General features: G+C 52.9%; 13 protein-coding genes. 7 read left to right on the forward strand and 6 right to left on the reverse strand.

What is annotated here, in order from left to right; all coding sequences use genetic code 11:
- Positions 1–53 precede the first annotated feature (53 nt).
- The 3 genes from pspC to pspA are packed head-to-tail and all read right to left on the reverse strand — an operon-like array spanning position 54 to position 1,329.
- The gene (gene pspC, locus AC6I8E_RS09835; RefSeq protein WP_013357981.1) at positions 54–404 is read right to left on the reverse strand and encodes an envelope stress response membrane protein PspC; all 351 of its coding nucleotides are present in this window, start codon (positions 402–404) and stop codon (positions 54–56) included.
- Entirely contained in the window at positions 401–628 is a 228-nt protein-coding gene (gene pspB / locus AC6I8E_RS09840) for an envelope stress response membrane protein PspB (RefSeq protein ID WP_013357982.1), read from the reverse strand. Before pspB ends, pspC begins: the two co-directional genes overlap by 4 nt.
- Before the next feature lie 35 nt (positions 629–663).
- A complete protein-coding gene (gene pspA / locus AC6I8E_RS09845; protein ID WP_013357983.1) occupies positions 664–1,329 on the reverse strand; it encodes a phage shock protein PspA in 666 nt (221 codons plus the stop codon).
- 165 nt (positions 1,330–1,494) lie between these two features.
- Between pspA and pspF the strand changes: the two genes are divergently transcribed.
- Positions 1,495–2,496, forward strand: a complete 1,002-nt coding sequence (gene pspF, locus AC6I8E_RS09850; RefSeq protein ID WP_195858049.1) for a phage shock protein operon transcriptional activator — start codon at positions 1,495–1,497, stop codon at positions 2,494–2,496.
- Between the two features lie 138 nt (positions 2,497–2,634).
- Here the strand turns inward: pspF and AC6I8E_RS09855 are convergent, their stop codons facing one another.
- Positions 2,635–3,870 (reverse strand): MFS transporter, encoded by a 1,236-nt coding sequence (locus AC6I8E_RS09855; protein WP_497824701.1) that lies wholly within the window; start codon positions 3,868–3,870, stop codon positions 2,635–2,637.
- Positions 3,871–4,032: 162 nt separating this feature from the next.
- Between AC6I8E_RS09855 and AC6I8E_RS09860 the strand changes: the two genes are divergently transcribed.
- The 4 genes from AC6I8E_RS09860 (at position 4,033) to AC6I8E_RS09875 (ending at position 7,218) form a co-directional block, all read left to right on the forward strand.
- The gene (locus tag AC6I8E_RS09860) at positions 4,033–4,224 is read left to right on the forward strand and encodes a hypothetical protein (RefSeq protein WP_033783215.1); all 192 of its coding nucleotides are present in this window, start codon (positions 4,033–4,035) and stop codon (positions 4,222–4,224) included.
- A gap of 152 nt (positions 4,225–4,376) precedes the next feature.
- Positions 4,377–5,999, forward strand: coding sequence for an ABC transporter substrate-binding protein SapA (gene sapA, locus AC6I8E_RS09865; protein WP_033783217.1), 1,623 nt, complete (start codon positions 4,377–4,379; stop codon positions 5,997–5,999).
- Positions 6,000–6,965, forward strand: coding sequence for a putrescine export ABC transporter permease SapB (gene sapB / locus AC6I8E_RS09870; protein WP_033783219.1), 966 nt, complete (start codon positions 6,000–6,002; stop codon positions 6,963–6,965).
- Between the two features lie 82 nt (positions 6,966–7,047).
- The gene (locus AC6I8E_RS09875) at positions 7,048–7,218 is read left to right on the forward strand and encodes a hypothetical protein (RefSeq protein ID WP_156105692.1); all 171 of its coding nucleotides are present in this window, start codon (positions 7,048–7,050) and stop codon (positions 7,216–7,218) included.
- A gap of 692 nt (positions 7,219–7,910) precedes the next feature.
- On the opposite strand, the gene AC6I8E_RS09880 is transcribed toward AC6I8E_RS09875, so the two are convergent.
- Together AC6I8E_RS09880 and AC6I8E_RS09885 are read right to left on the reverse strand one after the other, a co-directional pair.
- A complete protein-coding gene (locus AC6I8E_RS09880) occupies positions 7,911–9,476 on the reverse strand; it encodes a sensor domain-containing diguanylate cyclase (RefSeq protein ID WP_497823934.1) in 1,566 nt (521 codons plus the stop codon).
- 616 nt (positions 9,477–10,092) lie between these two features.
- On the reverse strand, positions 10,093–10,272 hold the full coding sequence (locus tag AC6I8E_RS09885; protein WP_135908619.1) for a con-10 family general stress protein: 180 nt from the start codon (positions 10,270–10,272) through the stop codon (positions 10,093–10,095).
- Positions 10,273–11,355: 1,083 nt separating this feature from the next.
- Between AC6I8E_RS09885 and sapC the strand changes: the two genes are divergently transcribed.
- Both sapC and sapD read left to right on the forward strand, forming a co-directional pair.
- The gene (sapC, locus tag AC6I8E_RS09890; protein WP_013357991.1) at positions 11,356–12,246 is read left to right on the forward strand and encodes a putrescine export ABC transporter permease SapC; all 891 of its coding nucleotides are present in this window, start codon (positions 11,356–11,358) and stop codon (positions 12,244–12,246) included.
- Entirely contained in the window at positions 12,247–13,242 is a 996-nt protein-coding gene (sapD, locus tag AC6I8E_RS09895) for a putrescine export ABC transporter ATP-binding protein SapD (RefSeq protein ID WP_497823935.1), read from the forward strand.

Below are 13,242 nucleotides of genomic sequence, written 5' to 3' on the forward strand. Positions count from 1 at the left end.
AAACCTCCATTGAGCCAGCGTTCGGGCCTGAAACAGGCCCGGCAATAGCAGAATTAAATCTGGCGGAAGCGGCTGCGCACGCTGAAGGTTTCAGACGTAACATAGCGCTCCAGGTCGCGCACGTTGCGCTCATCCCGTTGCAGGGTGCTCTCCAGCTGATCCAGCAACTCGCTGGCGGTTGGCTGGCGTTCGCCGTCACTGGCGTTGGCAGGCTTCTCATCCAGCACAAAACCCAGCACGAAATAGGCGATCACCGTAAAGACAAACAGTCCAAAGAACAGCGATAACACCACAATAACCCGCAGCAGGCGAACCGGGATGTCGAGATACTCCGCCAGACCCGCGCAGACGCCCATCAGCTTGCCTTCATCAGGCTTGCGCCATAACTTACGACCTTTCATCATGGCTGCCTCCAGTTGGGATGCTCAGCGTCCAGAATCGCTTCCAGCGCATCAATACGTTCACGCATCCGCTGCGCATCCTGCGTGACGCGCTGCAGCCGCTGGATTTCGCTTTGCGACAGTTCCGAACCGCCGTTGCGTTTGTTGCTGTAATGCAGCCATAACCAGATCGGTGCAACAAACAGCACGAAGATCGTTAGCGGTATGGCGAGAAAAAGTGCGCTCATTGACTCTCCTTAATCACTTATCGCAACGTCGATGATTACTCACTGCGGTTCATTTTGGCTTTCAGCGCATTAAGCTGCTGGCTGATTTCATCATCCGCTTTCAGGTCAGTAAACTGCTGGTCCAGGGTTTTCGGTTTACCAAAACCGTGGCTTTCAGCTTCCGCTTCCATATGGTCAATGCGACGTTCAAAAGATTCAAACCGGGCCATCGCTTCGTCGATTTTGCCGCTGTCGAGCTGACGACGCACATCGCGTGATGAAGAAGCCGCCTGATGACGCAGGGTTAACGCCTGCTGACGGGCACGTGTTTCGGTCAGTTTTTTCTCCAGCTCGCTGATTTCGCCTTTCATGCGTTCCAGCGTCTCTTCAACCTGGCCCACTTCCTGTTTCAGGGAGGCGATCAGGTCGGTGAGTTTCTGTTTTTCAATCAGCGCCGAACGGGCCAGATCATCTTTGTCTTTGCGCAGCGCCAGCTCCGCTTTTTCCTGCCAGTCAGCCTGCTGCAGCTCGGCCTGCTCAATACGGCGTGACAGCTGTTTCTTTTCAGCCAGCGACCGCGCGGAGGTAGAGCGTACTTCAACTAAGGTGTCTTCCATTTCCTGAATCATCAGGCGGACCAGTTTTTGTGGATCTTCTGCGCGCTCCAGCAGGGAATTAATGTTGGCATTTACGATGTCAGCGAAACGAGAAAAAATACCCATGATGATGTTCCTCTTTTTAATGTTTTAAAACGTGATGTCCTGCCTGATTAATACAATATGCGTGCCAACTTTATATCTTTTTGATTTAAATCACATTTTAAATTTTACAGGCTTTTCGTCATGTTTTAAGATAGTCAAAATGATTAAGGGGTAGCGAAATTCATCATGACAGGCACGAATGATAATCTGCTGGGTGAGTCTAATAATTTTCTGGAGGTACTGGAGCAGGTTTCAAAACTGGCTCCCCTTGAGAAACCGGTGATGGTGATTGGCGAACGCGGCACGGGTAAAGAGCTGATCGCGAGCCGGCTACACTATCTCTCTGACCGCTGGCAGGGACCGTTTATTTCGCTGAACTGCGCCGCGCTGAATGAAAATCTGCTCGACTCTGAGCTGTTTGGTCATGAAGCCGGCGCCTTTACCGGCGCACAGAAGCGCCATCTGGGACGTTTTGAGCGTGCTGACGGCGGTACGCTGTTTCTGGATGAGCTGGCAACCGCACCGATGCTGGTGCAGGAAAAACTGCTCAGGGTAATTGAGTACGGGCAGCTCGAGCGCGTGGGCGGCAATCATGCCCTGCAGGTTAACGTACGGCTGGTCTGCGCCACCAACGAAGATTTGCCCGCCCTGGCAGCGGCAGGCAAATTCCGCGCCGATTTGCTGGATCGTCTTGCCTTTGATGTGGTGCAGTTGCCGCCACTGCGCGAACGCCGCAGTGATATTCTGGTGATGGCCGAGCATTTTGCGATTCAGATGTGCCGCGAGCTTGGCCTGTTGCTGTTTCCCGGCTTTACCGCTAAAGCGCAGCAAGCCCTGCTTGATTATCACTGGCCCGGCAATGTTCGCGAGCTAAAAAACGTGGTTGAGCGCTCCGTCTATCGTCACAACAGCAGCGAGCTGCCGCTGGATAATGTCATTATTAATCCGTTCGCTTCACGCTCTGAACCGGTTGTGCTCCCGCGCTCCAGTCAGGAGACAGAGAGCAGCGGCCTGCCTGCCCTGCCGCTGGATCTGCGTCAATGGCAGAACCAGCAGGAGCGGGAGCTGGTCGATGCCAGCCTGCACCAGGCTCGTTACAACCAGCGCCGCGCCGCCGGATTATTAGGCGTTACTTACCATCAGCTGCGCGCGATGATGAAAAAGCACGATATAAAAGCGGAAATTTGATTCGCCCCCGCCGATGAATGCTCACCCTGCCTCATGAAGAATTATCTCAACGAGGCAGGCGATTGTTGGCAAGGTTTCTTACCTTCCAGAGAAATGAAAAGCTGATTCCCTGCTGCTTTGTCATGAATAAAATTGCTATCACATGTTGTACGGCTTAGTTCCCATTCGTTCAGGTTGCCTGAGGGCGGGAACCCATCCGACGGCAGCGGTAACAATGACAATCGCCAGTGCTGACATCAGTAAGACACGCTCTATGCCATATTGTGCCGCCAGCGGCCCCGCAACCAGTTGTCCAAAGGGAATGGCAATAAAAGAGCCCATCGCATCGTAAGCGTACACGCGTGCCAGTTTATCCGCCGGAATGTGAGTCTGTAATGAATGCGCCCAGGTTACGCCGAATAGGCCTAATGAAACGCCAGCAATTAAGAAACCCACAATCAGCCCTGCTGCTGGCATATTCTGGCTCAGCATAAATATTGGGAGTGCGCATAGACCCGCCAGCATCGCGCCAATCAAGAGATCGCGACGAGGATGCCATTTCATAGCCAGAAATGAACCCGCAATTAAACCCACGCTATGTGCAGCCACAATAATTCCCCACTGCGCCCGCCCGAAAGAGGCGTCGGCAATCATCGGGCCATAGACCTCCACAATCCCATTGAACGCGACGTTGATAATGGCGAACTGAAGGACTATCGACCAAATCCAGCTTCGCCCGGCAAACTCTACCCAGCCTTCTTTGATATCGCTCAGGATATTGCCTTGCGTCGTCCCGGCATTATTCGGGTTGACGCGCATAAGAAAATAAAGCGGCGCGGAAGCCGCAAAGCCCAGCGCATCAATCGCCAGTCCCCAGCCCGGCCCGACAGCGCTGGTGATCACGCCTCCCATCGACGCCCCCATCACGGTGCCACCATAAACACCGAGCTGAATTAATGCATTAGCCTGACGCAGGTGCTTTGCAGGCACGACCTGCGGAACCAACGCAGACGAAGCAGGCAAAGCAATCCCCGCTGCCGCGCCATTCAGAGCACCCAGCAAGGTGAGGCTCAGTACCGTGGCTGAACCATCAAGCACAGACCACGCAACGATAGCCTGAGAAACAGCGGCAACCAGCGCCGATACAACTAACACCCGACTGCGTGAATAGCGGTCAGCAACGACACCCCCCACCAGCAGAAACAGCACGTTGAACAGGGAACGGGATGCAACCACTACGCCTAAATCTGAGGCAGAGCCGCCAATATCCAGCACCGCAAAAGCCAGCGCAATGGGTGCGATTCCATTGCCCAGTACGGTGAACAGACGTCCTAAAAAGAGATAACGAAAGGATGCATAATGGAAAACCTGAGCATTTTTCTGGAATTTATTCATTGTCAGGAGTTGGTTGAGCTGAAGTTGTGCATATAGTAACTGCGTTTCTGTAATAGTTAAGTCCGGTTTTATGCAGGTCTCCCGCACGTTATTGCGAGGCTTTACAGATAGCACCGTCTTTTACTCTCTTTTCCAGAGACGTGCATTCCACGCAAAATCGCAATGAATTCAGCTGCTCACTCAAAGGCGATCCTGCCCTTCAGACCTGACCGTTCAACTGCAAAAGCCAAAAAAAAGCCCGCCATTAAGGCGGGCAACAATACTGGAAGCAATGTGAGCAATGTCGTGCTCTTCTTCGGCAGAGCCACCGTCGAAGTGCAGGTGAATAATAATCATTCTTATTATCATCTGTAAAGCAGTTATTGAGAACTTTTCTCATCACCACATCATTTGTGCGCTCATTTTAAGTTGCGATGACGAAAATCAGGCTGGCAGTGGTTGCAGGTTTTGGGACTATGCCTGCTTTGCGATACACTCTGGTTAATGCCTCAAAATCGTTGAGTTCTATGTCAAAACTACTATGTTCGCTGTTGCTCAGTCTCAGCGCGTTGAGTTCGCCTGCGTGGTCAGCGCCTGCGGGTGATATCCGCCAGACCGGCTTTGTCTATTGCGTCAGCGGCACGCTGAACACGTTTAATCCGCAGATGGCCAGCAGCGGGCTGACTGTCGATACGCTGGCGGCACAGTTATATGACCGCTTGCTGGATGTCGATCCCTATACCTATCGTCTCAAGCCCGATCTGGCGTCGAGCTGGGAAGTACGCGATAACGGCGCGACGTATCGCTTTCATCTGCGCAGCGGCGTCCAGTTCCAGCAGACTAACCAGTTTCGCCCTACCCGCGCACTAAACGCCGACGATGTGGTATTCAGCTTCGCAAGGATGTTTGACCGTCATCATCCCTGGCATAACGTCAACGGCGGTAACTACCCCTACTTTGATAGTCTGCAATTTGCCGATTCCGTCCAGAGTGTTAAAAAGATTGACAACAGGACGGTTGAGTTCAGGCTGAACAGCCCGGACGCCTCGTTCCTGTGGCATATGGCGACCCACTATGCGCCGGTACTGTCGAAAGAGTATGCCGACCAGCTCACCGCTCAGGGCCGTCAGGAAGAGATGGATCGTCAGCCGGTGGGCACCGGTCCTTATCAGCTCAGCGAATATCGCACCGGTCAGTACATCCGTCTGGCGCGCAATCCACACTACTGGCGTGGGGTGCCGCGTCTGCAACAGGCGGTGATCGATCTTGGTTCCGGCGGAACCGGTCGCCTTTCCAAACTATTGACCGGTGAATGCGACGTACTGGCCTACCCCGCGGCAAGCCAGCTCAGCATACTGCGTGATGACCCGCGCCTGCGGATGACACTGCGTCCCGGTATGAACATTGCTTATCTGGCTTTTAATACCCGTAAGCCTCCACTCGACCGGCCTGAAGTCCGGCATGCGCTGGCGCTGGCCATCAACAATGAGCGGTTGATGGAGTCGATCTACTACGGCACTGCCGAAACGGCCGCTTCGATATTACCGCGCGCGTCCTGGGCTTATGACAATGATTCGCGCATTACCGGCTACGATCCTGAGAAGTCACGCGCCGCGCTTGCCGCACTCGGCATCAGCGATCTGCATCTGCGGCTGGTTGTGCCTGCCGCCTCGCAGTCGTGGAATCCCAGCCCACTGAAAACCGCCGAACTGTTACAGGCGGATCTGGCGCAGGTTGGTGTCCGGCTGACCATTGTGCCGGTCGAGGGCCGTTTTCAGGAGGCGCAGCTGATGGCGATGAACCATGATCTGACGTTGTCAGGCTGGGCCACCGACAGTAACGATCCGGACAGCTTCTTCCGCCCGCTGCTCAGCTGTGCGGCGATTCGCTCGCAGACCAATTACGCGCACTGGTGCTCTCCGGCCTTTGACGAAACGCTGCAGAATGCTCTGCTATCACAACAACTCTCTGGCCGCATCGACAGTTATGACAAAGCGCAGCAGATTCTGGCACAGGAGTTACCGGTGTTACCGCTGGCCTCCTCTCTGCGACTGCAGGCATTTCGTCATGACATCAAAGGGCTGGTACTGAGTCCGTTTGGCAACGCCTCGTTTGCCGGGGTTTATCGTGAAGCTGATGAGGGTAAGTAAGTGATTATCTATATTTTGCGCCGTCTGCTGCTGCTGCTCATTACCCTGTTTCTGCTCTCGCTGGTCAGCTTCAGCCTGAGCTACTTTACCCCTAATGCCCCGCTGGAAGGCGCTGCGCTCTCCGATGCCTGGTGGTTCTGGTTCAAAGGGATGCTGCAGTTTGATTTTGGCGTCTCCAGCACTAACGGTCAGGAGATTGGGCTACAGCTGCGTGAGGTTTTCCCGGCTACCATGGAGCTCTGTATCCTTGCGTTTCTGTTTGCGCTGCTGGTAGGTATTCCGCTGGGGATCTGCGCCGGTGTGATGCGCAATAAATGGCAGGATAAAACCATCAGTGCGCTGGCACTGGTCGGCTTCTCTGCGCCCATCTTCTGGCTGGCGCTGCTGCTGACGCTGTTCTTTTCGCTGACCCTGGGCTGGCTGCCGGTATCGGGACGTCATGACCTGCTCTATCCGGTGCAGAATATCTCCGGCTTTGCGCTGATTGACGCCTGGCTAAGTCCTTCGCAATGGCGGCATGAGATGATTATCAGCGCCCTGTCCCACCTTATTCTGCCGGTGCTGGTGCTGGCGATGGCCCCGACGACAGAAGTGATCCGCCTGCTGCGCAACAGCACCAGCGACGTGATGGATAAAAACTATGTCAAAGCGGCGGCCACACGCGGTCTTTCGCGCTTCACGGTGATCCGTCGCCACGTATTGCACAACGCGCTGCCGCCGGTCATCCCGCGTCTGGGCCTACAGTTCTCCACCATGCTGACGCTGGCCATGATCACCGAAATGGTCTTTAACTGGCCGGGTCTGGGCCGCTGGCTGATTAACGCGATTCGTCAGCAGGATTATGCCGCGATCTCAGCCGGTGTGATGGTAATTGGCGGGCTGGTGATTCTGGTGAATGTGATTTCTGATGTGATTGGTGCGGCAATGAATCCGCTGAAACACAAGGAATGGTATGCCCTCCGGTAGGGCTTATGCGCCGCGGGAAAGTTATTCAAAACATGCCGGTATGAATTTGGGCTGTTAAATGACTTTCAACCTGGATGAGGCTATGAAATTATGGATGATGCTGACCTCGCACAGGAACGCGAAGAAGCACATCCTGTTGCCTTTCTGGCAATTCCTTAAAGCTTCAATGGCTTATGCGTCTGGCGCAATGATGGAGCCGTATTGGCCGGGACGGCTTTCTGTTTGTATTTCCAGGGACACCGCAGGATTCTGACTATCGCGACCAGACTTTACAAATTCTGGTATAAAGACCACAGGTTATTCATCAGGGAAAAGATTATGAGTCTCAGCAGAGTGTTACTTGTACTGGTTTTTGCAGCATGTATTGCCCTGTTACTCAAGGCGGGCTCATTCAGGGTTACGCATTATCTTGATGACAAAATCGATAATCAGATTACCCGATGGGCTGATGGCAAGTAAGCAATCAGGTTCATTCAGCTGACCTGGTCCGGGCGGGCCTTTTTCAGCTCCCGCCACCATAACGTGCTTACGCTTCGCTATTAAATCTTTTGTCACTATCAATCGCACAGTAACACTGTATGGTGTGCGAATCAGCCTTTGCTGATGCTACGATTTTCCTTTTTTGATGCAATTCATGCCTGCGTAACGCGGGCTTTTTTGTGCCCAAAACCAGCCAGCGCTTACCGACATCTCTTCACAGGAACCAGACAATCCCCGGGTTAAATCGGTTAAGCTGAAGGGTGACTCAGAGGGTAAGTGTTTTTCGATAGCGTTAACGGAGGGTGAAACAACGTCAGCCTCTGGCACAAACCTGCGTCAGGCCGCCTTCGTCGCCAAAACCCTGGAATGGTCAGCCGATTGATTTATCACCCCAGCCAGGTCATGCGCGGCACCAGGCTCCCAAACGGCCAGGGCTGGACGAACTCATCACATCCTGAATTTCATTTAATTCAGCCCATGGACACGGTTGCGGCCATTGTGTTTTGCTTCATAGAGCGCCTTATCAGCCTGTTGCTTAAGTCTTTTGGCCTCATCTGGCTGGCCGTTTGAAATCAGGCTACTGTATCCGGCGCTAAGGGTCACAATACCTTCAGGAATACCGGAGGTTTCGTGCGGTATTCCGGCAGACATAACTGCGTTTACTGCGCGCTCCGCCACCTTTTTCCCCATGCTTTCTCCACCCGAAGGCAGGATAATGGCAAACTCTTCTCCGCCGTAACGTGCAACCACGGCATCCTGTCGCTGCGTGATTTCTTTCAGAATGGTGCTGACACGCTGCAGACAGGTATCGCCGGCGACATGCCCGTAGGTATCGTTGTAACGCTTGAAAAAGTCGATATCAAACATGATCAGTGCCACGGGTTCACCCGACTTTTGAGAGCGCTTCAGGACCTGATCTAACATCGCATCAAACTGGCGGCGATTAGCCAGTCCGGTTAGCCCGTCAATTAATGCCAGTGACTGCAGCGTATGGTTGATCGTGGTCAGCTCATCCCTGATCTGTGTTAATTCCAGCTGATTTCTGACGTTCTTTTTAACCTGTCTGAGAACAAACATCCCCATCCCGGAAATCATTACAAGCAGAACCACGTTCAGTATGACGTCGATGATATTGGCGGAGAACCAGTCGCTCCGGATCTTATCGAGGTCGTATCCCGCCGTGACAATGAGCGGATACTGCTCAAGGCGGGCGTAGCCATACACCCGCTCTACCCCATCCAGTGCAGAACGCCACGTTGCGCTGCCACTGGCAGAGGTTTTCAGGACAGTTGTAAATAATGGACTCATGGACAGGCTGCGGTTGATGGCAGAATCCGGGAAGGGCCGGATATACAGGACAGAGGTATCAGCAAGAATCAGCCCCAGAACGTCGCGATCACCCAGCGTATAGTAGCTATAGAACTGCCGGAAATAGTCTACTTTGACCGTTGCCAGCGCGACGCCGGCAAAGTTGCCTTTTGAATCATTCAGTCGCAACGATACCGGAATAACAAGGTCACCTGTAGACCTGCTGCGGATAACACGGCCAATCCTTACGCGGGTATCCTCATGGGTACGGTGCCAGATAAAATAGTCCCGATCGGCGTTGCTTCCGTTTGCCGGAACGTAGTTGCCCGATGTGGCAATCCATTTACCCTGTGCGTCATAAATAAACAGCCCATGAAGCTGACGCAGTTTCCCCTGCTGCTCTTTAAGCTGACGAGCGAAGGGGGGCGTGGCCGCGTAATCCAGCCCGTTCAGGCTGAGCAGCCTGACGGCATCCGCCAGCGTAATATCCACCTGCAGAAAGGCATCTTCTGCCTGTTTGGCGAGAGAAACAGAGAGGTTACGGGCATCATCTTCACGGACATTCTGATTATGCTGCCACGATCCCCAGAGCGTAAATATGTTAATCACAACAACAGCAAGCACGGTTGCCAAAAGGAAAAAGGCCATCGTGCGGCCAAGAGAATTACGGATACCTGAAGGTACAACACCGCCACAGTTTTTATTCAACACAATGATTTCCATTAAATCCTGATACTTAAACATAATTTACGCATGAGATAACCGCAAGCAGACCGGGATGATTCACAATGTTGTTGTGATTTCTGTGAGCGTCCAGCCTGCCGCTGCCAGACAGCATGTTTCCTGATTAAATTGAATCCTTTGATCACCACGATCTTCACGCTGCGGATGCCACGCCGGAAAAATATATCAACCGTTGTCAGCTCTATTCTCTTTATGACCCAAGTATTTTATTTTAAGAGATTGAATCAGGTCTGGCAGGGAGTGAATGACAACGTCCAGACAGTGTTATTTTTGCATAAACGACTGCCGGGCTGAGGTTGCAATATTTTAATGATGTCGCACGGTGAATGGCTGATTAATTTAACACGCTCTCTTTTCAGACCTGCTTCGTTTACCCTGTTATGACAATCCAGCAAGCGAAGGAGAAACATTTTATAATCACTGGGATAGTTAACGCAGGCAAACACATAAATCCCCGCTAATAAACCGTACATTTTCGGCAGGGATTTATTCAGGGCAGATACTTTCATTGTAAAAACCACGTTATTTAATAAATATTTAAACGTGAAAGCCCCGACTGGTTTGCCGGGGCCTGCGGCCTGATCAGAATATCAGATTATTCAGACTTACGTCCGCCGCTGTGGCTATTCTGGCCACCTTTCTTACCGGCTTCTGAAGCTTTTTCACGGTCATTGGCGAAATTACCCCCGCTATGCTGCCCGCCTTTTTTACCTGCTTCAGATGCTTTCTCAGGGTTTTCTGCAAAATTACCTGAACCACCACGATGTTCGGCCATGATATCCTCCTGGATATATTTACTTATAGATGACAACCGGTATAAATAAGCCATACCGGTTATAGTCGTGTTGCAATATCTATTCCAGAAGCACCCCTGATGTTTGCAAGCGCACCCGGAAAGACCCGGCGATAAAAAATAAGCCAGACAACAAAGGTGAACTTTTAAAAAGAAAACATAACTTTAAGGTGACGACATAAAAACATAAACTATCAATGCTGTTAATAAAATATTACGTTTATATAAAAATTATAAAACATACGCTTTGAATATTACCCACCGTTTTATTGTCACTCACATCAAAAACCGCTTAAAAATCGCGGTTTTTTATTTCATCAGGCGATCGCTACCGTCATCAGGGTTCACACATGAATCGACTTGCCCGAGTGCTCTGACAGTGGCTGACCGGATTCGATTAACATCGCAGCGTGGCTTATCCCTGTCCGTTTGCATGGCACGCTTTAGCGACGGTAACGGCAAGTATCCGACAGACCTGCCACTGACCTGAGCGAGCGACTATCTTCCCATAACGTCACTATTAATCATTTGATTCACTCCCCTTTGCCCAGGACCGCCAGAATAGGATCCAGGAAGTTTTGCTGATTTATGTGAGTCTTAACGTTCTGTCGGCTTTGCCACCCTTTTTTGCAGCCTGTCATGGAACACCCGACGGCCCGGATTGTAATTCTCTGTAACCCAGCGCCGAAATTGCTGAAGCCGTTTCCTTGCCTGTGACGGGGATCTCGACGGATAATCCCCTATAGTCAGTTGAACGGGCTTACCCTACCAGCAATTACGGTTGAAAATGTCACTTCGCCAGTAAGGGAGAGGCTGACATGCAGGCTGGACGAGTTTGGGAATACCTTCGTTTTATCGCGGCGCTTAACGGTGTCTGATATCGATAAGCGACAGGTACATTCTCTCTGCGTATTCGCAAAGACGTACACAAACCCTGTAAATTAAAGCTGTTCAGAGTTTTCCATAACAAAGCAACATAAAGCAGACCCACGGGGCAAGTAACTAAAATGACTGATTTTTCTGAAGCAATATTGCCCGGCGTTAAGGATAGTAAAGTGAAAACGTATGCCTTCCGATAATATCTACGCCGAAAAACGCCTGCCCAGCGCGTTTCGTCAGAGCTGGCATCATTTCTATGGCAACCCGATTTCGATGGTCGGCCTGTATGGCTTTGGCGCACTGCTGCTGCTCTGCCTGTTTGGCGGTTTCATGGCACCTTACGGTATTGACCAGCAGTTCCTGGGATATCAGCTGCTGCCACCGTCATGGTCGCGCTACGGCGATGTCTCATTTTTCCTCGGCACCGACGATCTGGGCCGGGATGTTCTGAGTCGCCTGCTGAGCGGTGCCGGTCCGACGGTGGGTTCCGCGATTCTGGTGACGCTGTTCGCTACGCTGGGCGCGCTGGTGCTGGGCGTGCTGGCGGGCATGACGCACGGCATTCGCTCGGCGGTGATGAACCATGTGCTGGACACCCTGCTCTCTCTTCCGTCGCTGTTGCTGGCGATTATCGTGGTGGCGTTTCTCGGGCCGCGTCTTGAGCATGCGCTGCTGGCGGTCTGGCTGGCGCTGATGCCACGTCTGGTGCGCGAAATTTACAGTGCCGTGCATGATGAGCTGGAAAAAGAGTATGTGGTTGCCGCGCGCCTGGACGGTGCCAGAGGTCGTAATATTCTGCGCTACGCCATCCTGCCCAATATTCTGCCGCTGCTGATTACCGAAATTACCCGCGCGCTGTCGATGGCGATTCTGGATATTGCCGCACTCGGCTTTCTTGACCTCGGTGCGCAACTGCCTTCGCCGGAATGGGGCGCGATGCTGGGCGATTCGCTGGAGCTGATCTACGTTGCGCCCTGGACCGTGATGCTGCCCGGGGTGGCGCTGATGGTCAGCGTATTAATTGTTAACCTGCTCGGTGACGGCATCCGTCGCGCCGTCGAAGCGGGAGTGGAATAAATGCCGTTACTTGATATCCGTAATCTGACCATTGAATTTATGACCGCTGACGGGCCGGTCAAAGCGGTCGATCGCGTCAATCTGACGCTGGGCGAAGGTGAAGTCCGGGGGCTGGTCGGTGAATCCGGCTCCGGTAAAAGTCTGGTCGCCAAGGCTATCTGCGGCGTGACCAACGATAACTGGCGTGTGACGGCCGATCGCATGGTGTTTGATGATGTGGACCTGCTGCGCCTCTCCCCGCGCGAGCGCCGTCGCATTATCGGGCATAACGTCTCGATGATTTTTCAGGAGCCGCAATCCTGTCTGGATCCCTCCGAGAGCATTGGCCGTCAGCTGATGCAGGTGATCCCGCGCTGGACGTATAAAGGCCCCTGGCTTAAACGCTTCTGGTTCTGGCGCAAAACCCGCGCTATCGAACTGCTGCATCGCGTCGGCATTAAAGATCATAAAGACATCATGCGCAGCTTCCCCTATGAGCTGACCGAAGGCGAATGCCAGAAAGTGATGATTGCCATTGCGCTGGCTAACCAACCGCGTTTGCTGATTGCCGATGAACCCACCAATGCGATGGAACCGACAACGCAGGCGCAGATATTCCGCCTGCTGAGCCGCCTGAACCAGAATAACAACACCACTATTCTGCTGATCAGCCACGACCTGCGCACCATGAGCCAGTGGGCGGACCGTATTAACGTGATGTACTGCGGTCAGACGGTGGAAAGCGCTCAGAGCGAAGATTTAATGAGCACGCCACATCATCCTTATACGCAGGCGCTGATTCGGGCGATGCCCGATTTTGGCCGCGCGCTGCCGCACAAAAGCCGTCTCAATACGCTGTCAGGGGCGATCCCATCACTGGAGAGCCTGCCGATAGGCTGCCGCCTGGGGCCTCGCTGTCCTTACGCGCAGCGTAAATGTGTCGAAACGCCGCGCCTCACCGGCAGTAAAACACATCTCTTTGCCTGTCATTTCCCGCTGAATATGGAGGGCCAGTAA

This window comes from Pantoea sp. X-Soil-YNGN-785 (assembly GCF_059730585.1).

What these genes read in the sequence shown, in the direction of transcription:
- pspA (WP_013357983.1), bottom strand. Translation starts at nt 1,329, where the DNA reads ATGGGTATTTTTTCTCGTTTCGCTGACATCGTAAATGCCAACATTAAT.
- AC6I8E_RS09875 (WP_156105692.1), top strand. Translation starts at nt 7,048, where the DNA reads ATGAAATTATGGATGATGCTGACCTCGCACAGGAACGCGAAGAAGCAC.
- pspF (WP_195858049.1), top strand. Translation starts at nt 1,495, where the DNA reads ATGACAGGCACGAATGATAATCTGCTGGGTGAGTCTAATAATTTTCTG.
- AC6I8E_RS09855 (WP_497824701.1), bottom strand. Translation starts at nt 3,870, where the DNA reads ATGAATAAATTCCAGAAAAATGCTCAGGTTTTCCATTATGCATCCTTT.
- sapA (WP_033783217.1), top strand. Translation starts at nt 4,377, where the DNA reads ATGTCAAAACTACTATGTTCGCTGTTGCTCAGTCTCAGCGCGTTGAGT.
- pspC (WP_013357981.1), bottom strand. Translation starts at nt 404, where the DNA reads ATGATGAAAGGTCGTAAGTTATGGCGCAAGCCTGATGAAGGCAAGCTG.
- AC6I8E_RS09880 (WP_497823934.1), bottom strand. Translation starts at nt 9,476, where the DNA reads ATGGAAATCATTGTGTTGAATAAAAACTGTGGCGGTGTTGTACCTTCA.
- AC6I8E_RS09885 (WP_135908619.1), bottom strand. Translation starts at nt 10,272, where the DNA reads ATGGCCGAACATCGTGGTGGTTCAGGTAATTTTGCAGAAAACCCTGAG.
- sapD (WP_497823935.1), top strand. Translation starts at nt 12,247, where the DNA reads ATGCCGTTACTTGATATCCGTAATCTGACCATTGAATTTATGACCGCT.
- AC6I8E_RS09860 (WP_033783215.1), top strand. Translation starts at nt 4,033, where the DNA reads ATGAATTCAGCTGCTCACTCAAAGGCGATCCTGCCCTTCAGACCTGAC.
- sapC (WP_013357991.1), top strand. Translation starts at nt 11,356, where the DNA reads ATGCCTTCCGATAATATCTACGCCGAAAAACGCCTGCCCAGCGCGTTT.
- pspB (WP_013357982.1), bottom strand. Translation starts at nt 628, where the DNA reads ATGAGCGCACTTTTTCTCGCCATACCGCTAACGATCTTCGTGCTGTTT.